Genomic DNA, 20,306 nt, shown 5'->3' on the forward strand with positions numbered 1-20,306 from the left:
TGCTTAAGCTAAACATTAAACGCGGGCGCAAAATTTAACCAATCGAAAGCTTTCAGTTGAGTCGGCGTTAATATCGTTTTCGGCAATAACCACGCCAATCACCGCTTCAACTTTAGGCTTTCTGGACTCGCCATCAATCACGCGCCAATCGCCAAGCACAAATCGCGATTGGTTATCATTGATTTGATGATGGTCAGGTTGGTGAGTATGACCGTGAATTAAAGCTTTGGCATTTTGAAGTGATTTGGCAACGGCTTCTGAATTTGCGTCCATGATATCTTGGGTTTTAACCGCGTTGTCTTGCTGACTTTTTTGGCGCAAATTATCCGCAATGGCAAGGCGTTTTTTAAGCGGTTTTTTGAGAAAATACCAGTGAGTAAGGGGGTGGCGAATGACTTTTCGAAACCATTGGTATTTTTTATCGTCAGTACAAAGGGCGTCGCCATGTTCTAAAATAAAGGTTTGCCCATTAACTGTAATTTCAAACGGCTCAAAAATCAGCGTCCCACCAAAAATATCGCAAAACTCTTGCCCCAATAAAAAATCACGGTTGCCGTGCATGACCAAAATATCGCAGCCGCTTTGATTTAAAGCGATTAATTTTTTAAGCATTGGGGTGAGCCAATGCGCTTTTTTTTCAGCGTCAGTTAAGCTTAAATAAGCATCATCACCAAGCCAAACTTCAAACCAATCGCCTAAGATAAATAAGCGTTTAAGCTTTGGCAAGGCAATGCAATCCTCAAGCAGCGCCAAAAAAGCCTGCACTAAGGCAGGCTCATCCATGGATAAATGTAAATCGCTGATTAACACCTGCCAAACCTCATGCGGTCGGGTGGTAATCAAATGGTCAAAATCTTGCATAAAAAAGCGCTTCCAAAAATCCATGACTTGCCATTTTGCAATGCTGTCTTTTAAGCTAATCTTGCAAATAAACTAAGCTTGCAAAATGGCGATTTGGCGCAATAATTAACATCGGTCAGCTTATTCAGAAACTTATTCAGAAATCACCGTTGCTCTGGTAATGACCACCGGCGTTTTTGGCACATCGGCGTGCATGCCAAAGCGACCGGTTGGAACGCCTTTGATTTGGTTAACCACGTCCATGCCTTTGACCACTTTACCAAATACGGTATAGCCCCAACCTTGCATATTTTTGCCGCTGTGGTTTAAAAAGTCGTTGTCTTTGACGTTAATAAAAAATTGGCTGGTCGCTGAATGCGGGTCTTGAGTCCGCGCCATGGCGATGGTTCCGGCGTCATTTTTAAGACCGTTATCAGCTTCGTTTTCGATGGGCTTATTTGTGCCTTTTTCATTCATGCTGGCGTCCATGCCGCCGCCTTGAATCATAAAGCCGTCAATCACGCGGTGAAAAATCGTGCCGTCGTAATGACCAGATTTAACGTAGTTTAAAAAGTTGTCAACGGTTTTTGGCGCGTCTTTAGCGTTAAGTTCGATGACGATTTCGCCCATTGTAGTGTCAAGTTCGACCATTGGCATATCGACCATTAGAATTATCCTTATTGATTGTGATTTTGAGATTAAGCCTAATTTTAAAACGTAAAAACGGCTTAATGATGAAAATAGGGTTGGCTTATTATGCCGCAAACTGCGATGACATAAAAAGATGAAGCTAGTCTAACGGCTTTTTTGCGCGCTGTCATGTATCAGGCTGTTAATAGGTCGCGAAAAGCTGCTAGAATAAAGCCATTTTGTTGATTTTCTAATTTTTTTAAATTTGCTGATTGACGACCCCGCAAGGTTGGCAGGCGTAAGCGTTGACGTAGGAGTCAAATTCATGAGTGACAACTCAACCCCTGAACATAAAAACGATTTTATCCGCAATATTATTCGCAATGACGTTAAAGAGCAAAAATATGACCAAATCGTTACCCGATTTCCGCCGGAGCCCAACGGTTATTTGCATTTAGGTCATGTTAAATCCATTTGCTTAAACTTTGGCATTGCTGACGAGTTTGGCGGCATTTGTCATTTACGCTACGACGACACCAACCCCACAGCCGAAAAACAAGACTATATTGACAATATTAAAAAAGACGTTCGCTGGCTTGGTTTTGAGTGGGCAGGGGAAGCACGCCATGCCTCAAGCTATTTTGAGCAGCTTTATGACTGGGCAATTAAGTTGATTGAAAGCGGTGATGCTTATGTCGATTTGCAGACCCCTGAACAAATTAAACTCAATCGCGGCTCATTTAAAGAAGCCGGCGTGCCGTCACCGCAGCGCGACAGCAGCGTCAGCGTGAATCTTGAGCGCTTTTTGGCGATGAAAAATGGCGAATTTGGCGAAGGTGAAGCGGTGCTTCGTGCCAAAATCGACATGAATGACCCCAACATGAACATGCGCGACCCGATTATTTATCGCGTAATGCACCAAAGCCACCACCAAACCGGCGATAAATGGTGCATTTATCCAATGTACGACTTTGCGCACCCGTTATCGGACGCCATTGAAGGGATTACCCACTCGATTTGTACCCTTGAATTTGAAGACCATCGCCCCTTTTATGATTGGGTGGTGGACAAAATCGGCTTTGAGCAGCCGCCGCACCAGTATGAGTTTTCGCGTCTTAACGTTGACCATACGTTGACCAGTAAACGCAAGCTTAAGCAATTGGTTGACGAAGGTATCGTGAGCGGTTGGAATGACCCAAGAATGCCAACCATCGCTGGCATGCGCCGCCGAGGTTATACGCCAGAAGGGCTTCGCGATTTTTGTGACCGTGTGGGCGTTGCCAAAGCGGACGGCGTTGTCGATATGCGCTTGCTTGAATTTAGCATCCGGCAATCACTTGAGAACACCACCGCTCGTGGAATGGCAGTATTAAAGCCACTCAAAGTGACCATTACCAACTTTGATGAGGCGGTAAAAGATTGGGAAAGCTTAAAGTCAGACAGCGTCAACGCGCGATTTGATAGTGATAATAACGCGCTTTGGCTGAGTCAGCCTAAGCACCCGAACGTTGATTTGGGAATGCGCGAGATTCCATTTACCCAAACCATTTTTATTGACCAAAGCGATTATGAAATTGAGCCACCTGCCGGCTATAAGCGCTTATCGCCAAACAATCCTGAAATTCGCCTGCGCAACAGCTACGTCATTAACATCACGGAACATATCCTTGATGATAATGGCAACGTGGTCGAGCTTAAAGCCACAATTGACCCAAAAACCTTGGGAAATAACCCTGAAGGTCGCAAAGTTAAAGGGGTGATTCATTGGGTTTCTGAAAGTCTGGGCGTTCCTGCGACCGTTCGCTTGTATGAGCAGCTGTTTAATGTTGCTGACCCAAGCAGCGTGAGCGACGTTCACGAGGCGCTTAATCCCAACTCTTTGACTGTTTTAGACGCGATTGTTGAGCCATCACCTGCCAACACCTTGCCCGAATCACGATTTCAATTTGAGCGCGAAGGCTATTTTATCAGTGATGAGTTTGAGCACAGCGCGGAAAAGCCAGTGTTTAACCAAATCGTAAGCCTTCGCGATACCTATAAACCCGCTTAAACTTGATTACTTGTCATCATTTAAGCCCGATTTTAGACAACTAGAATCGGGCTTTTTTGTGGCTGACGATTAAGGTATGATAACTTGTTAAAGTTGGCAAAATTTTTGAGCCATTTGAGCCACTCTAATATCCAATTAGGAATATCAGAATTACAATCGCTCACAAGACAATCATAACCAATTTGATAAGATGATTTGTCACAAAATAATCCCACGGCTAACAAATTTTTACTGTTACTAAAACAATAACCGCGCCAGTCTATATTGGCAAAAATTAAAAGGACAACCTCATGGCACATTTACGCTTGGGCGATACCGCACCAAACTTTGACGCAAGCACCACCGACGGCGACATCAATTTTTATGATTGGGCAGGGGAGAGCTGGGTGGTTTTGTTCTCACATCCGGCGGACTACACGCCCGTTTGTACCACTGAACTTGGTCGCACGGCAGCGCTAAGCGGTGAGTTCCAAAAGCGCAATGTTAAGCCAATTGCTTTGTCGGTTGATAGCCTAGAAGACCATCATGGCTGGATTGGCGATATTGCTGAGACTCAAGGCACGGCAGTTAACTTCCCAATCGTTGCCGACCATGACCGCAAGGTTGCTGACCTTTATGACATGATTCACCCAAATGCTGATAACACCGCCACCGTTCGTAGCGTCTTTATCATTGACCCAAACAAAAAAGTTCGCTTGATTTTGACCTATCCTGCAAGCTGTGGTCGTAACTTTAATGAAATCTTGCGCGTGATTGATGGACTGCAATTGTCTGATGAATACAACATTGCCACCCCAGTAGATTGGCAAGACGGTGATGATGTGATTATCCCGCCAAGCGTGAAAAACGAAGACATTGCTGCCAATTATCCCAAAGGTCACACTGAAATCAAGCCTTATTTACGAACCACCCCTGCGCCAAATAAGTAAGTCTTGGGATAAATAATAGCAAGCCCTGTTATAAAAATAAGCCCTATAACCAAAAGTTATGGGGCTTTTACTATTTTTTACCAACACAATCATTGCTTTTGCTATGATGCTAAAAGGACAAACAATAATAAGCTCAACGCTTAGCAAACTAATAATAAAGCAAGTGAATGAGTAGATTTTTAATTAAGGAGTGATTATGAAAACATTATATGTCAGCCGAACCGCCCCGAACCCAAGAAAAGCGCTGATTTTGCTCGCTTCAAAAGGCTTAGACGTTGATGATATGGACGACTTAGAGCTTGTCGATGTTGATATGGCTAAAAAAGAGCACATGACCGAAGCATTTACTAAGCTGAATCCCATGCAAACGCTGCCGGTGATGACCCTTGATGACGGTATGGTGCTCAATGACTCACAAGCAATTTGTGAGTATCTTGACCGCGTGTTTGGTGAGCGCTCAGTGATGGGAAATGATGTGGTTCAGCGCGCCCAAGTTTGCGCTATGCGGAGGATTGCTGAATTTGAAGTGCTTTATAACTTTATGCTTGCCTTTCAGCACAGCCACCCCTCAAAAGCGGAGCGGGTCGAGCAAGTTCCCGAGTTTGCTCAAGTTTCCATCAATCGCGCGATTAAAGCGTTACCGTATTTTGAAAAGGTACTGGAAGGTCGCGATTATTTGGTGACGGATAGCTTAACTTTTGCTGATATTGTGTTTTATATTGGGCTTGATTTTGGCAAAGTGCTCAAGGTCAATCCAAATGATTTTGGGGACAATATTGCACGCTTTTACCAACAAATGGATTCCCGCTTTAGCATTAACACCATGCCTAAAGCCAAAGCAAATTTAGCAAGCTAAAACTTATGGGTTAAAACAACAAATGGATAGCAGCGGCTGTCCATTTTTTATAAATATTATTTTAAAGTTGAAAAGCCCTATCATTAACAAAAAAACTGAATATAAAATCGTAAAACGAAGCTAAACATATCGTTACTAGAGTATTACAAAAAACATATCACTGAGAGTTATAGTTAACGAACGATTTTATCCGTAACAATCGGTAGCGTATTAACCAAAATCTAAGTTGCAAACGTTCGTGGTTAATAAAAGCGGCTTATAAGACAAGTTTGTCATCATGAAGTGGAGCGATTATGAATTCAACAACCAACGCCATATTACTGCCAAGCCTACTAACACTCGGGCTGATGTTAAGCGCTTGTCAAAAGCCCACCACTGACAATACCGTGACCGCACCGTCAGAGAGTAGCAGTACAATGGGTGAAGTTGCTAATGAAACTAACAGTGAAGCCAGCACAAACGATGCCAACGCTGAGCTGATTCGCTACCGCTGGACACTTATCGATGCCAAAGACCCTAATCAGCGACCCCTTAACGAGCTACTTAAAGTAAAAGAGCAAATCGTACTTAACTTTAATAAATATCATGGTCAAGACTCGGTCAATTATAGCGTTGGCTGTAATGTCATGAGTGCCGGTTATCAATTGCAAAATGACCAGCTTATCGTTAATGATGCCATGAGCACGGAGATGTTTTGCGAAGATTTAGACGCGGCAGAAAACAAGCTGAATGAGCTGATGCAAGGCGCAAGTCAACTTAAGGTTGATAAGGTCAATGCTGACTCGCCAACGCTAACTCTAACGGCAAAAGATGGCAGTACGCTCAATTGGTCAGGGCGCTTGACCGCGCAAGCCAAATATAACAGCAAAGGCGAGACCATTTTTTGGGCAATTGCGGCTGATACGAAAGCCTGTAAAGAGGACGCTAGCAAGGACTGCTTACAAGTCAAGCCGATTACTTATAATGATGAAGGTATCAAAACCGGCGAGGGCGACTGGGCTGAATTTGCAGGAACGATTGATGGCCATCAGCACGACCCTGACAATGATGAAGTGGTTAGACTTCAGCGCTACAAAACCGACGATAAAAACGCTGATAAAGACGGCTATGCTTATGTACTAGATACCGTGATTGAAAAGTCTGCAAAAAACATGGATAGCAATTAACAGCCGTTTAATCAATTCTAGCTTAATTGCGCCAAATCCTCTTCCGACAGTCGCCAGCGCCCTTTTTTCTTAGAGGTGCTGCGACCGCGAAGGGCGCTATTTAAAAGCAGTTTATTCATCGAGTGGCTTGAATGCGCGTGACAAATCGCGCAGGCAAGACCGTCGGCGGCGTCCGCTTGTGGGACGATATCTAAGCTTAAAATTCGGCAAACCATTTCTTGAACCTGTTCTTTTGCCGCTGCGCCATAACCGCAAACCGCTTGCTTGATTTGCCTTGCGGTATATTCGGACACTTCTAAATCAAGCGCCACCATTGCTGCAATCGCCGCGCCGCGAGCCTGACCAAGCTTTAATGCCGAATCTGGATTTTCTGCCATAAATACTTGCTCAATGGCACCAAAAATTGGCTCATTGGCATACTTTTGGTGATACTGAATGGTTCGCGTTAACCCTTGAAAAATACGCTTTAAACGCTCCGGCATCTCTTTGGTATCGGTGCGAATGGTTCCGGCGTCAATAAAGGTCAGCTTATCTCCTGACTGTTGAATCACCCCATAACCGGTCATTCGTGAGCCGGGGTCAATACCAATAATAATTGCCATAATCGTCCAATACTGCAAGTTTTGTATAAATTGCTGACTTAAAAAGCAGCGCTAAGTTTGATAGTATAGCAAGCCGTCCCCATAATCATCTTTATTCGCGCCAAATTTTTACAATTTACGCTTTTTATTTACGTTATTCGTTATAGGACGACACCTTATGGGTCAAATAGTTGGTATTGCCATCGTCTGGTTTATTATTGAGATGCTGCTTTGGTATTTAATCGCGCAGTTTATCAGTGGCTGGCTGGTGTTTGTTTGGTTTATTATCGCCGCGGTTATTGGCATTAGTATGCTTCGTAAAGCCATGGCGTCGCTCAACCCCATGGCACAGCAAATGAAAGCCGGTGGCATGATGAACCCTGCCATGCGACCGCAAGAATCGACCATGGTAAAAAGTGTGGCATTAGCAGTGGCAGGGCTTTTGTTACTGATTCCAGGAATATTAAGCGATTTACTTGCGGTTTTGGTCATTTTACCGCCGGTTCAAAATAAGCTTAAAAACATGGCAAACAACTACGTCATGAACAATCAGCAAAAAATGATGGAAATGATGGCAAAGCAAATGGGCGGTCAAAACCCGTTTGGAAGTATGGGCGGCATGGGTGGTCAAAACCCGTTTGGCGGTATGGGCGGCATGAACAACCAAAACCCATTTGGCAATGATAATCCGTTTGACAATGGCAATAAAAATCCGTTTGGCAACGTCTTTAAACAAAGCACCACCATTGACGGCACAGCAAAATCAGTGCCAAAAGATGTCAAAAAAATTACCAAGTCTGCCAATGATGAGTAGTTTTTAGCTGGATAGCTTGAAAAGTTTTATGATAAAAAAAGCCCCTGATTTAGGGGCTTTTTGGTAGCAGAGTTACTGCCAAATAAGACAACCGGAGTACCGCCGTAAGATGTGGACCCATGAACCGTGAAGTTCAGGGCGGATGCGTCACTGCTTCGGCAGGTTTCCTGAGTCACCAAAAGGTGCAGGCTTACACAAAAAAGCAATAGGTAGCGCATCCATTTAACGCATTATCGGCTCAGGGAATACCATCCACTAGCGAGCACTCCAGAATAATTGCATATTAACGAATGCGTTAGGGCATTGCAAGTGGCAATTACAGATTAATAACGCCCAATCGCCGCCCGTAATGCTTGCTTACGATTGCTCAAATTTGCTCATAAAAAGATAACCTGATTGCCTTGACAAGCAGCTTTTTTCAGCTTCTAAGCAATTTATGCTACTATAGTTGTTAATTATTCTTTTTATCCCTAATAACAATTATGGGATAGCCAATTTTTGCCAACGCCTTTTTGTGGTTATTTTCCCGTTCTATGAGGAGCACTCATTCATGAGCAGTCAGTCAAGTCAGCTTTCCCAAAGCTCTATTTCTCAAAGCTCAACCAAAAAAACCCCGCACGTTTTGATGATTTTAGATGGCTTTGGTCACCGTGAGGATAAAGAGGACAACGCCATTGCCGCCGCTAATACCCCCAATTTAGACCGAATTTATCAGCAGTATCCGCATGGACTCATTTCAGCGTCAGGCGAAGATGTCGGCTTGCCCGATGGTCAGTTTGGCAATTCAGAAGTGGGGCATATGAATTTAGGCGCAGGTCGCGTGCTTTACCAAGACTCAACGCGGATTTCAAGCGAGCTTGCCAACCGCGAATTTTATAAAAATGAGGCGTTGGTTGGCGCAATCAATGCTGCCAATGACAAAGGCGGTCGCGTTCATATCATGGGGCTGTTGTCCGATGGCGGTGTTCACGCGCACCAAGACCATATCGAAGCGATGTGCCATTCAGCGGTCGTCCATGGCGCAAAGCAAGTGTTCGTTCACTGCTTTTTAGATGGTCGTGACACCCCGCCCAAATCTGCGGACAAATACATCAACCGCTTGACCGATTACATTGATAAATTGAACGCCCACTACGAAGCCAACGTTCAAATTGCCAGCATGATTGGGCGCTACTTTGCTATGGACCGCGACAACCGTTGGGACCGCGTTCAAAAAGCGTATGAGCTGTTAACCGAAGGCAAGTTTGACCGCTGCGCCACCCGCGCTGACGGCGCCATTCAAGCCGCTTACAAAGCCCGCGAAACCGACGAGTTCGTCAGTCCAACAGCAGTCATTGAACAAGGCGATAAGCCTGTGACCATCGATGACAATGACGCGGTTATTTTTATGAACTTTCGCGCCGACCGCGCCCGCGAGTTGACCCAAGCGTTTGTGCTGCCAGATTTTGAATTTTCTGGATTTGCCCGCCATAAGCAGCCAAACCTTGCGGCATTTGTCATGCTGACTCAATATTCTGAAGACCTTGCCAATAATGCAAACACGAGCGTGGCGTATTTTCCAACCTCGCTTGCCAATACCCTTGGCGAATATTTACAAAACCAAGATAAAACCCAACTGCGAATTGCTGAAACTGAAAAATACGCTCACGTGACCTTTTTCTTTAGCGGTGGTCGTGAGGAAGAATATCAGGGTGAGACGCGAATTTTAGTGCCATCGCCTGATGTGGCAACTTATGATTTAAAGCCGGAAATGAGCGCCTTTGAAGTGACGGACAAACTGGTTGCAGCGATTGAGTCGGGCGACTATGACGTTTTGGTCGTCAACTACGCCAACGGTGATATGGTCGGTCATACTGGCGTTTTTGAGGCAACCGTCAAAGCCGTTGAGGCGCTTGATGCTTGTGTGGGTCGCATTGAGGCTGCCGTTTGTAAAATGGGCGGCGATTTGCTCATCACCGCTGACCACGGTAACTGCGAGCAAATGCATGACCATGAAAGCGGTCAGGTTCACACTCAGCATACCACCGAGCTTGTGCCGCTCATTTACGTGGGCGATAAAGCGGTAACAGTCCGTGAGGGCGGCAAGTTAAGCGATATTGCGCCAACTATTTTATCCCTCATGCAGCTTGAGCAGCCAAAAGAGATGACGGGCGAGAGCGTGTTAACGGCGGCAAGCTAAGCTTAAATTAAACATAGTTTTTCAAGAGGAAAGGTGGTTTGCCTTTCCTTTTTTGCAATATTAAATATTTGTTTGCTATTACTACTGTTTAATTCTATTCTTGTGTTTTAAAGACAAAAAAGATGGCTAAAAAAGGCTTTTTTTAGAAAGTCTTAGGACAATAGATAAATTAAAAAAGAGTGAGCAGTTTCAAGATGCTAATCAAAGAAAAAACAGCTAAATTTATAACTGCTATATTATTTATTCCGCTAATACTTTTAATCTTTGCAAGTGAAAGCAGGCTACTGTCCACCACTGTTGCCGTTAGTCTTATAGTGCTACTGATAACAGTCGTTTTTATTTTGGGAGTTTTATCGAGTAATTCCGCTTCTGAACGTATAGAAATTTCAGAGTTAACTTTAACACAAGATAAAGATATTTATTTTCAGCTATTTGCTGCTTTAATATTTATTGGACTGATTTCTTATAGGTTTTCAGTAACGAATAGCAAAGCCTACTTATTTTTGGCTATTTTCATTTTATTAGCCATGGTTTTTAAAATTTGGCTTAGAGCAAAGCACAAATCTTTATAAAACACTCTTGTTGTTAATCTATGGTCGGACCTCATGAAACAAAAAGATAAAGACTGGTTGGCGCAAAGGCTTGCATCAAAAAAATATCATAAGGCAGTTATGATGGCGGTATTAGTCATCTCTATAGCGTGGACGATTCATTCTGTATACTCTATACAAGAGATTTGGCAGTTAACCGCTGTTTGTGCTGACCTAGCTGTGATGAATGACATAGCTAAAGCTTGCAACTCTTTGGGTTTTGGAAGTATTTTTAATATCGTCCTTTCGTTGCTATTTTTGTACTTATTTTTAGTTATACTTTTTTTGGCACTCGTCTTAGAAAAAAAATACATCAACTATATTTTAACAATCAAAAATGAATAAATCCTATTTTTAGTAGTGCATTATTAAGGTGCTTTAATTGCAATACTCTTATAGTCGCTGCCGCCTAATTAATGCTAAGGTAGCTTTATTTTGCCTTATTGAGTGATGAGAGAGTTATGCGCCGCCCTATGAAGCCAAGTTCCTGTTTTGCCAACCTTTTTAAATTGACCGCCATTGCGATTTGCTGTCAGCTTACGATTACCGCGCAAGCAGCGCCGCCGCCTTTACTTGCGGCGTTAGATGTCAATAACAGCCAAAAAATCATTCGCCGAGCGCCCGATAATCCGTCAATAAGCGCTGCGCCTAGCCAAGTTCAAACTGATGAGGACTTGATTGATGCCGAGCCGGATTTAACGGCGATTGATGATGGTGATTTAGATGGCAGTGTTTTAGATGATGAACTGTCGGTGGATATGGACGACGCGCTGATTGACATTCCGCCCGAGGTTGCCCACGTTCCACTCAATGCCATTTCGCCAAACACCCTAAAAACCTTTGTTGCAGTGGTGGATTTGGTTCGCCGCGATTATGTGGACATCGTTAACGATGAGACGCTGTTTAACAACGCCATGAGCGGAATGCTCACCAAGCTTGACAGCCACGCCGAATTTTTGGATTTTGAGGCGTATCAAAACCTAAAAGCCTTTGCTGAGGGTGATGTGGGCGATATCGGTATCAAGGCGCAATATCAAGACGATGTCGGCTATTGGGTAGTGACTGAGGTGATTAATAATTCGCCGGCGGATAAAAAAGGCATTAGCAAAGGCGATTATCTGCACCAAATAGGCGAGGTTAAGCTTGATGAAAACAAAAACCCCAACGACATTGAGCAGCTATTAACGGGCGTTGCTGGCTCGCAAATCGATGTGGTGACCTCAAAAGCCGGTCGGCGCAAACATACGGTAAGTTTGCAGCGCAATAACAGCCATCCGCAAACCATCAGTGTCAAAGTGGTTGATAATTTGGCGGTGATTAAGTTGCCTGCGTTTCAAAATACCAGTCGTGAGCAAATTTTGGACAGCTTAACCAAGATTAAGACCCCTGTTTCTGGAATTTTATTGGATTTGCGTGACAATCCAGGTGGGGTATTGGCGTCAGCAGTTCAGGTGGCAAGCTTGTTTATGGAAGATAGCGATGTGGTTCAAGTAAAAAGTCGCCGTGAAGCCACCAAGATGCTTGCCACCAAAGGTCGGGCGATTTTAAAACCATTGCCCGTTGTCGTGTTGCAAAACCGCTATTCGGCGTCAGCCGCAGAAGTGTTGGCAAGCAGTTTGCAAGCACAAAAACGCGCAACCATCGTCGGTGAGGTCAGCTACGGCAAAGGTTCAGTGCAATCGGTCATCCCAATTGATGATGACCATGCGGTAAAATTGACCGTGGCGCATTATTTAACCCCTAACGGCAGTCAAATTGAAAAAGTTGGCGTTCAGCCTGAGGTGGTTTTGTCAGGAAATGAGAACACTTGGGAAAAACAAGCGCTTGATATTTTAAGAAAACAAGCGCAGTCGAGCGGTATTCGTTTTGTGCAAAGTGAGAAGTTAAAAAATAAAAACCGAATCGAAAAATAATGAGTTCTCGCTAATCACCGTTAACTGTTTTTCATATCCTCATCAATGTCCAGTTTTTTCATGCGATACCGCAATGAGCGAAACGTCGTCCCAAGCAGCTCGGCGGCTTGGGTCTTGTTGCCGTCGGTTTGTTGTAACGCTTTGATAATCAGCTGCTTTTCTTGAGCTTGCAAATACGCTTCCAAGCCTTTTTGCGGTAAATCCATGTCATCTTCCAACGCCAAATCGGCAAGCGCAACCTCGGGCGTTATGAGCGGTAACTCCTCAAACGGCTGCTGATAGGCAGCGCTTTGCTCAGGATAAGCGATTGTGCTGCGGTAGGGGTGTTCAGCGGCGTCATTTGATAGCGGTATCTCTTGTGGTGAGTCATCCTCGCTAAGCTTGTCTTGCAAAGCTGCTGAGGCTTGCGGCTCATTTGGCAGTAATTCGGGCAATCCTAAATGTTCGGCATCAATGACATCCGTTTCTGCCATGGTGATGGCACGCTCCAGAATATTACGAAGTTCGCGGACGTTTCCGGCAAAGTCGTGCTGCTGCAAGCGCTCAAACGCGGCTTTGGTCAGCGTTGGCGCAGTTTCTAGCTGCCACTCAGCCGCAATTAAGGCTAAAAAATGGGTAGCAAGCGCCGGAATGTCAGCAAAACGAGCTTTTAAGGTCGGCAGTTTCACCTCAATGACGTTAATGCGATAATACAAATCTTGACGAAACGCGCCCGATTGCACAAGCTGAGCTAAGTCTTTGTGGGTGGCACTTAAAATGCGAATATCAACCGCAACTTCACGGGTATCGCCAATGGCGCGAACGGTTTTTTCTTGAATGGCGCGAAGTAGCTTGACCTGCATGGCAAGCGGCAAATCTGCCACTTCATCTAAAAACAGGGTTCCGCCGCTGGCTTGTTGAAATAAGCCTTGCTTGTCGGCAACCGCTCCGGTAAAGCTGCCTTTTTTATGACCAAAAAATTCTGACTCCATCAGCTCAGAGGGAATTGCCCCGCAGTTGACCGGAACAAACGTACCATCACGGCGCGGGCTTAAATCATGAATAAGCCTTGCCACCACTTCTTTTCCGGTTCCGGACGCGCCTGATAAAAATACCGGCGCTTGTGAGCGGGCAAGCTTTAAAATGGTGCGCTTTAGCTGCCCCATAACTTCAGAATCACCAATCAAGCGCTCATCAAGTAAGGTCTGTTCAGGGCTTTTTTGTTCAACTGCGGTTTCGGGAGCTTGGCGAATGACTTTTAAGGCGTTTTCAACGAGCAGCCGTAATCTTGGCAATTCAAGGGGTTTGTTAACAAAATCAAACGCGCCAAGCTTGAGCGCTTCAATTGCCAAATCCATACTGCCATGAGCGGTGATGACGGCAATGGGCGTGCTTGAGGTGCTGCTCACTTCTTTGACCAGCTCAAGCCCTGAGCCATCCGGCAGCCGCAAATCAGTCAAGCAAAAATCGTAAGTGTTGTCCTGCCAAAAGGCGCGCGCCTGCTCAAGCGAGTAGGCAACATCACTTTTAATACCCATTTTAGTCAACGTGATTTGCATCAATCGGCACAAATCCACCTCATCATCTACCACCAGTGCTCGTGCGCTCATAGCAACCCTCTTATTATCATGGTATTACTCATCTGATTTATCTTGAGCCTTTGGAATGATCAACCGAAAGCAGGTCTTTGGATGATCCGCCGCATACAATAGCCGAGCATGGTTAGCCCCACTAAAAGCCTGCGATAAATAAAGCCCAAGCCCCGTTCCTGCCTTATCCGTGGTGAAAAAGGGGTTAAATAGCTCGTTAATTTGCGGGTTGGGAACGCCCAAACCGTCATCAATGACATCGATTATAACATCGTTTTCATGACAATAGACTTCAATATCCACGCCAGCATTATGGTGAACTTGACCACTATATCGCAAACCATTATTAATCAAATTTATCAAAATCTGTTCTAACTGATGGGCATCAAAACAAACCTTAGGGCAATTTTTGGCATGTAAAGTAACGTTTTTATCTGAAAAATAGTTGTCTAAGAATTCTTTAAGCCAAATGGGAAGGTCAATGCGCTGGCGACTGGGCGCTTCTTGACGCGATAGTTTTAACACATCCTCAATGATGCGGTTGACCCGCTTAGTTTGGTCAAAAATCATTTGGTACAATTCGCCATTAGCATCATCTTGTGCCGACACATCTTCCATCAACAGCTGACTGGCTTGAGAAATTGCCGCTAATGGATTGCGAATTTCATGGGCGATACTTGCCGTTAGTTGACCTAAAGAGGCAAGTTTTAACTGTTGCGCGCCGGCTTGCTCACGGCGCAAATCTTCAAGCAAAATCAGTCGGCTTTGGTCTTTTAGCGGAATGATTTGTACCCGAAGTTTATCGATGATTGAGTCTTGACGTGCCGGCAACTCATAGATAAAGCTGCGTAACTGACCGGCGCTAACTGCCAAGCAGCTGACCAAAAGCTTGGGGTGCTGATGACTGACTTGGTCTTCAAAGTAGCGGATCGCATCAGGCTTAGCAAGCAACTGCTGCTGTCTGTGCCATGATAACCAAGGCAGCCGCGCTTGAGGATTTAATCTTGACAGCTCCTCGGGTAGTAAGGAGTGCTGATTGTCAAACGCTGGAATATTTAGCAGCTGATACGCCGCTTTGTTTGCCATGACCAGCCGCGAGTCATCAATCACCATCACCCCGCTGAGCATTTGACTGATGACTTCTTGATTGATTGCGTTTAGGCGCTCAACCTCAGCTGCTTGCCGAATTGCCATTTTTTCGACATGAACCAAGCGTTGTGACACCGACCAGCTTAAAAACCCCACCGCTAAAAAACTGACGGAAATCAGCAGCGCATCAGCAAGATTGTTCAGGCTCATGCTGTTGGCAATGGCATAAAAAAACTGCTGATAAATGACAAAAATAATCGCAAGCAGCGTGATCACGAGCGCTTGCGCCCCCTGAAGCAGCATGAAACTTGCCGCCACCACCACCATATAAAGCATGGTTAACTGTAAATCGGGCGCGCCACTGGTATAAAGTAATAAGCTTAAAATCACCACATCAAGGCTCAGCCCAAAAATAAGCTGACGGCGCGGGTGACGCGTCACCACATAAAATAAGGCAAATAAAAGCAAGCTAATAACGACATAAAAGCCAAGCGCCGTTTGTTGCAGTAAACTTGGCAGCAGTAAGTCGTCGTTAGATTTTGTGCCCACATAGCTCATTAAAATAAAAAATAAGCTGACCACCAAACGATACGTGCTGTAAATCAGCCCTAAACGGCGCAACTGCGGCGAGGGCAGGGGGTCTGATTGTTGCAAATACTCTAAAACTGCTAAAGTGACTGGGAAGCGCCGCATAAAAACCTTAACGAACCTTTAGGGTTGAATCAGACCGTGGCGAATTGCCAAATGCGTAAGCTTAACATCGCTATCGACGCCCACTTTTTCATAAATGCGATATCGATACGTGTTGATGGTCTTCACGCTGACAAACAGCTGATCGGCGATTTGCTGTGGGCTTTGACAGTTGACCACCATCATCGCCACCTGTTTTTCACGCTCGCTTAACAAATCAAACGGTGAGCTGGCTTTGTCGGACAATAAAACATCGGCTAATTGTTCCGCGACATCATGACTAAAATAGCGACCCCCCTGATGAATTTTTTTAATCGCTCGGATCATCTCATCAAGCGGCGTCCCCTTAGTGATATAGCCATTAACGCCTGCTTTTAATAGCATTGAGGGGTAAGGCTGAGAGGCAATACTGCTCACCGCCAAAATCTTAATTCCCATATCCAATTGTACCAAACGCTTGGTTGCCTCAACGCCGCCGATATTCGGCATATTAACATCAAGCAGCACCACATCGGGCGTTAATTGTTTGGCAAGCTTGATGGCAGCATCACCGCTGTCTGCCTCGCCCACCACCTCAATATCTTGACTGTCCGCCAGCATGCGGCTGATGCCCATTCGCACCAAATCATGGTCATCGACCACCAAAACTCGAATCATAATTACCCTCTTAGCAATGGCTCAACCGGTTCATGATACCCATGATAGGATTAAAAACACAAAGAAAAAATAGGGAGGCTGCCCTCAAAAGCCCTAAGCATTTTCTTGATTAAATGGCAGCTTTTGTTGCCAGTAAAGTCCCAACAGTTTCAATATTAATTACTACTTTGCAAAATGACCGCGTCAGTATAACTCTTTCTCACGCGTACCTTACCCAACATTAAGCATTTTTGACTAAAAACTTAAGCCATTGTAAAAGAATTTTATCATAATAAAAAAAATCCTATAAAGTCAATTTAGTAGATGAAAACTGACCCTTGTTTATGATACACTAACCATACAAATCATATGTTTGTCCATCTATAAACCCATCTAAAATTGCTACGATATCGTTCATTGTGTTAATAAAACCAGTCATTATGTAAGTTATGCTGTCTTACTGTCTAACATTGTCGGCATCAATCATGACTCACGGTAGGAACGTCAAGCTTTTCTTGGAGGAAAAACCATGCAATCACCCGTAACCAAACAGCAGCTGCTTGCCGCTTTAATTTCATTGAGCTTAGGAAGTGCAGCCCAAGCTGCATTGACCATCAATGGCAGCGACACAAGCGCTAAGATCAGTTGGGGCGGGGCAGATAGCCTCTCAGAAGCCCGCAGCATCATGCGAACCAATTCCGGTGCGACGACGGTAAAAAAAGTTGATAATGGCTATCCTACAGATAGTCAGTATAACAGCGGCTACACCCCGCCATATCAAACGACTTATAATAACGGCTATAACAGCAGCGCCATGTTGCCGATCAGCACCAGCTCCTCAAGCGTTTATGTGATGGATTTAGAAACTGGAAAATCCATTTACGAAAAAAGCTCTGATGTGGCGCGCCCCATGGCATCCATCACCAAAATTATGACCGCGATGGTGGTTCTTGACAGCAACCTTGATATGCGTGAAGAAATTACCTTGACCGCAAGTGATTTTGTTGGCCCAAAACGCGCCAGCTCCAACCTAAAAGTTGGCGATCGCATGAACCGCGCCGAATTTTTATTGATGGCATTGATGAAGTCAGAAAACCCCGCTGCCAAAACCTTAGCGCGTAACTATCCGGGCGGCTATGATGCTTTTATGCGAGCGATGAATAAAAAAGCCAAAGACTTAGGAATGCACAGCGCCTTTTTTGGTGACCCAACCGGTCTTGATAAGCGCAATGTTGCCTCCTCAAGCGACCTTGCCAAAATGGTCAAAGCCGCCGGTAACTATGACGTCATCCGCCGTTTCTCAACCACCAAAAACTACGACTTTTACGTGTCGAACTACAATTCAGGCAACCGCGTTTATAAAGCCAATAACACCAGCGTTCTTGTGCGCTCAGGTGATTACCCCATTGGTATTTCAAAAACTGGCTTTATTAACGAAGCCGGTCGCTGCGTGGTCATGGAAACTCGGGTCAATAACCGCCCTGCCATCATTGTCATTTTAGGCGCTAACAGCTCAAACACACGTTGGGCAGATGCCAAAAGTATCCTAAATAGCTTATCAACGCGGCAAACGGTGTAAAGCTTTATTGATTAAAAATAAAAAAGACGGTTATCCCAATAACGGTCTTTTTTTATGGGCATTTGAAAAGCTAAAATAACAATTAGGACAAAAATAATGACCACAAGCATTCCTCAACTGTATTTATTGACCAGTGATGATGACTTTGAGCTGCTTTATCAAAAGCTTGAAGCTGCGCTTGCAACGGGCGTGATTGGACTTTTGCAAATTCGCCGCAAAAAAGTGCTTTTGCAAACAGAGGGTCAAAACAGACTTGAGGCGGAAGCGCGGCAAATTATCGCTCTTGCCAAAAAATATCAAACTCCGGTGGTGATGAATGATGATATTGACCTTGCTGCCAAGCTTGGCGTTGGTGTTCATTTAGGTCAAAGTGATGGCAATGTTTTGGACGCCAAAGCCAAGCTTGGTTCTGACGCCATCATCGGTCGAACCTGCCATGGCGATTTGGATTTGGTGGCTAGAGCAAAAGATGAGGGCGCAACTTATGCAGCAATGGGCGCTATTTTTGCCTCAACCACCAAGCCAAACGCAGCTACTATTGGCATTGATAAGCTTCAACAAGGCTGCAATCAGAGTATTGATATTTGTGTGATTGGCGGCTTAAGTGCTGAAAATATCAGCAAACTTTCACAGCTTGCTATTGGTTATGTTGCCGTGGTTGGCGATATTATGGATTTGCCCGTCTCTCAAATAGCCAAGCGCTGTGAGGAGTGGCGAAAAGCGTTGCTGCACTTTGCTTGAAGTTTTTAAATCTTGTGTTAAAACTCGCGCCGCCAACCGTTGACGCTGATAAGCGGCGCAGCTAAAATGCAGGTCGCAATTTGGTCGAAAGTTTAGAGATAATAACGATTTAGGAGTCAGTCATGAATTTTTTACGCATGAGCGAGATGCCGCTTGCCAATAAAGTGGTGCTTATCCGCGAAGATTTAAATGTTCCCATTAAAGAGGGCAGAGTGGCAAGCGATGCTAGGTTGCAAGCAAGCTTGCCGACCATTCAAATGGCACTGGATAAAGGTGCAGCGGTGATTGTTTGCTCACATTTAGGGCGTCCTACTGAGGGCGAATTTGAGGAAAAATACTCACTTGCGCCTGTGGCTGACTATTTAACCAATAAGCTTGGCGCCAGCATTGACAAACCCGTACGCTTGGTTGACGATTATCTAACCAATGGCGTTAATGTGGCAATGGGTGAGGTGGTACTGCTTGAAAACGTGCGCTTTAATCAAGGCGAAAAAAAGAACGTAAGCGACCTTGCTCAGGCTTATGCCAACCTTGCTGACGTATTTGTGATGGACGCCTTTGGAACAGCACACCGCGCGCAAGCCTCAACTGAGGGCGTCACGCGCGCGATGCGAGCAGCCGACAAGCCAGTTTGTGCAGGACCTCTGCTTGCCGCCGAGCTTGATGCGCTTGCCCAAGCCATTGAAGCGCCTGCTCAGCCCATGCTTGCTATCGTTGGCGGCTCAAAGGTTTCCACCAAACTTGAAGTACTTAACAGTTTAGCGGCGATTTGCTCACAAATTATCGTTGGCGGCGGCATTGCCAATACCTTTTTGGCAGCAAAAGGCTATTCGGTTGGCGCCTCGCTTTTCGAGCCAGATTTGGTGGAAACCGCGCGCGACATTATGAGCAAAACCGAGATTTTATTGCCCGAATTTGTTGTCGTTGCTGATAAAAACGCCATTGATTTTGATGACTTTATGGGGTCATTACAAAACGCCAAAGCCACCATCAAAGCGGTCAGCGAGATTGGCGATAACGACATGATTTTGGACATTGCCCCAAAAAGTGCTGAAAAACTTGCCGAAGCCATTTTAACTGCCAAAACCATTTTATGGAATGGTCCGGTCGGCGTTTTTGAAGTTGATGCGTTTGGCGAGGGCACCAAAATTTTGGCAAAAGCTGTTGAACAAAGCCAAGGCTTTTCAATTGCCGGCGGCGGCGATACTTTAGCCGCCATCGATAAATATAATGTTGAAAAAGGCGTCAGCTATTTGTCAACCGGCGGCGGCGCGTTTTTAGAATTTGTTGAGGGCAAAACCTTGCCAGCAGTTGCTGCTTTAGAATTACAACAGTAGTAACACGATTTGTACAACAATTCTCGGCAAGTTCGGCTACTCTATTGAGGTTTGATAGTAGATGATTTAAATAGTCTTTATCACTGATTTGGATAATTTCCAACGGTTTTATTATTAG

18 protein-coding genes and 1 other RNA gene are annotated in these 20,306 nt (G+C 44.9%); 12 read left to right on the top strand and 7 right to left on the bottom strand.

Going from position 1 to position 20,306, the window contains the following annotated elements:
- Positions 1 to 15: 15 nt before the first annotated feature.
- Positions 16 to 861: a UDP-2,3-diacylglucosamine diphosphatase gene (locus tag ACZ5XY_RS09210; protein WP_464740986.1), complete on the bottom strand. Its 846-nt coding sequence runs from the start codon at positions 859 to 861 to the stop codon at positions 16 to 18.
- A gap of 132 nt (positions 862 to 993) precedes the next feature.
- The gene (locus ACZ5XY_RS09215; RefSeq protein WP_464740988.1) at positions 994 to 1,506 is read right to left on the bottom strand and encodes a peptidylprolyl isomerase; all 513 of its coding nucleotides are present in this window, start codon (positions 1,504 to 1,506) and stop codon (positions 994 to 996) included.
- Between the two features lie 289 nt (positions 1,507 to 1,795).
- Here ACZ5XY_RS09215 and ACZ5XY_RS09220 point away from each other — a divergent pair, with 289 nt between their 5' ends.
- The 4 genes from ACZ5XY_RS09220 (at position 1,796) to ACZ5XY_RS09235 (ending at position 6,471) form a co-directional block, all read left to right on the top strand.
- Positions 1,796 to 3,520 carry a glutamine--tRNA ligase/YqeY domain fusion protein gene (locus ACZ5XY_RS09220; RefSeq protein ID WP_464740990.1) on the top strand — a complete coding sequence of 575 codons (1,725 nt, stop codon included), beginning with the start codon at positions 1,796 to 1,798 and terminating at the stop codon, positions 3,518 to 3,520.
- A gap of 290 nt (positions 3,521 to 3,810) precedes the next feature.
- Complete coding sequence (locus ACZ5XY_RS09225) at positions 3,811 to 4,449, top strand: peroxiredoxin (RefSeq protein ID WP_464740992.1); 639 nt, start codon at positions 3,811 to 3,813, stop codon at positions 4,447 to 4,449.
- Between the two features lie 196 nt (positions 4,450 to 4,645).
- Complete coding sequence (locus ACZ5XY_RS09230; protein WP_464740994.1) at positions 4,646 to 5,305, top strand: glutathione S-transferase family protein; 660 nt, start codon at positions 4,646 to 4,648, stop codon at positions 5,303 to 5,305.
- A 293-nt stretch (positions 5,306 to 5,598) separates the two neighbouring features.
- Positions 5,599 to 6,471 (top strand): META domain-containing protein, encoded by an 873-nt coding sequence (locus ACZ5XY_RS09235; protein ID WP_464740996.1) that lies wholly within the window; start codon positions 5,599 to 5,601, stop codon positions 6,469 to 6,471.
- A gap of 17 nt (positions 6,472 to 6,488) precedes the next feature.
- Here the strand turns inward: ACZ5XY_RS09235 and ruvC are convergent, their stop codons facing one another.
- Positions 6,489 to 7,073, bottom strand: coding sequence for a crossover junction endodeoxyribonuclease RuvC (gene ruvC, locus ACZ5XY_RS09240; protein WP_464740998.1), 585 nt, complete (start codon positions 7,071 to 7,073; stop codon positions 6,489 to 6,491).
- 157 nt (positions 7,074 to 7,230) lie between these two features.
- Between ruvC and ACZ5XY_RS09245 the strand changes: the two genes are divergently transcribed.
- Positions 7,231 to 7,866, top strand: a complete 636-nt coding sequence (locus tag ACZ5XY_RS09245) for an FxsA family protein (protein WP_464741000.1) — start codon at positions 7,231 to 7,233, stop codon at positions 7,864 to 7,866.
- A gap of 84 nt (positions 7,867 to 7,950) precedes the next feature.
- Here the strand turns inward: ACZ5XY_RS09245 and ssrS are convergent.
- Positions 7,951 to 8,143, bottom strand: a non-coding RNA gene (gene ssrS / locus ACZ5XY_RS09250) — 6S RNA.
- Between the two features lie 273 nt (positions 8,144 to 8,416).
- Here ssrS and gpmI point away from each other — a divergent pair.
- The 4 genes from gpmI (at position 8,417) to ACZ5XY_RS09270 (ending at position 12,548) form a co-directional block, all read left to right on the top strand.
- Complete coding sequence (gene gpmI / locus ACZ5XY_RS09255; RefSeq protein ID WP_464741002.1) at positions 8,417 to 10,045, top strand: 2,3-bisphosphoglycerate-independent phosphoglycerate mutase; 1,629 nt, start codon at positions 8,417 to 8,419, stop codon at positions 10,043 to 10,045.
- Positions 10,046 to 10,239: 194 nt separating this feature from the next.
- Complete coding sequence (locus ACZ5XY_RS09260) at positions 10,240 to 10,617, top strand: hypothetical protein (RefSeq protein WP_464741004.1); 378 nt, start codon at positions 10,240 to 10,242, stop codon at positions 10,615 to 10,617.
- A 33-nt stretch (positions 10,618 to 10,650) separates the two neighbouring features.
- Positions 10,651 to 10,980, top strand: coding sequence for a hypothetical protein (locus tag ACZ5XY_RS09265; protein WP_464741006.1), 330 nt, complete (start codon positions 10,651 to 10,653; stop codon positions 10,978 to 10,980).
- A gap of 116 nt (positions 10,981 to 11,096) precedes the next feature.
- A complete protein-coding gene (locus ACZ5XY_RS09270; protein ID WP_464741008.1) occupies positions 11,097 to 12,548 on the top strand; it encodes a S41 family peptidase in 1,452 nt (483 codons plus the stop codon).
- Between the two features lie 20 nt (positions 12,549 to 12,568).
- On the opposite strand, the gene ACZ5XY_RS09275 is transcribed toward ACZ5XY_RS09270, so the two are convergent.
- From ACZ5XY_RS09275 to ACZ5XY_RS09285, 3 genes are read right to left on the bottom strand one after another with little or no spacing between them, the layout of a single operon-like run.
- Complete coding sequence (locus tag ACZ5XY_RS09275; protein ID WP_464741010.1) at positions 12,569 to 14,137, bottom strand: sigma-54-dependent transcriptional regulator; 1,569 nt, start codon at positions 14,135 to 14,137, stop codon at positions 12,569 to 12,571.
- A 24-nt stretch (positions 14,138 to 14,161) separates the two neighbouring features.
- Positions 14,162 to 15,898 (bottom strand): sensor histidine kinase, encoded by a 1,737-nt coding sequence (locus ACZ5XY_RS09280; protein WP_464741012.1) that lies wholly within the window; start codon positions 15,896 to 15,898, stop codon positions 14,162 to 14,164.
- Positions 15,899 to 15,916: 18 nt separating this feature from the next.
- Positions 15,917 to 16,552, bottom strand: a complete 636-nt coding sequence (locus ACZ5XY_RS09285) for a response regulator (protein ID WP_464741014.1) — start codon at positions 16,550 to 16,552, stop codon at positions 15,917 to 15,919.
- A gap of 508 nt (positions 16,553 to 17,060) precedes the next feature.
- Between ACZ5XY_RS09285 and ACZ5XY_RS09290 the strand changes: the two genes are divergently transcribed.
- The 3 genes from ACZ5XY_RS09290 (at position 17,061) to ACZ5XY_RS09300 (ending at position 20,188) form a co-directional block, all read left to right on the top strand.
- Positions 17,061 to 18,110, top strand: a complete 1,050-nt coding sequence (locus ACZ5XY_RS09290) for a serine hydrolase (protein ID WP_464741016.1) — start codon at positions 17,061 to 17,063, stop codon at positions 18,108 to 18,110.
- Positions 18,111 to 18,206: 96 nt separating this feature from the next.
- A complete protein-coding gene (locus tag ACZ5XY_RS09295) occupies positions 18,207 to 18,851 on the top strand; it encodes a thiamine phosphate synthase (protein ID WP_464741018.1) in 645 nt (214 codons plus the stop codon).
- 122 nt (positions 18,852 to 18,973) lie between these two features.
- A complete protein-coding gene (locus ACZ5XY_RS09300) occupies positions 18,974 to 20,188 on the top strand; it encodes a phosphoglycerate kinase (protein ID WP_464741020.1) in 1,215 nt (404 codons plus the stop codon).
- The last annotated feature ends 118 nt before the right edge of the window (positions 20,189 to 20,306 follow it).

This window comes from Psychrobacter sp. GTC18467, from assembly GCF_055397455.1.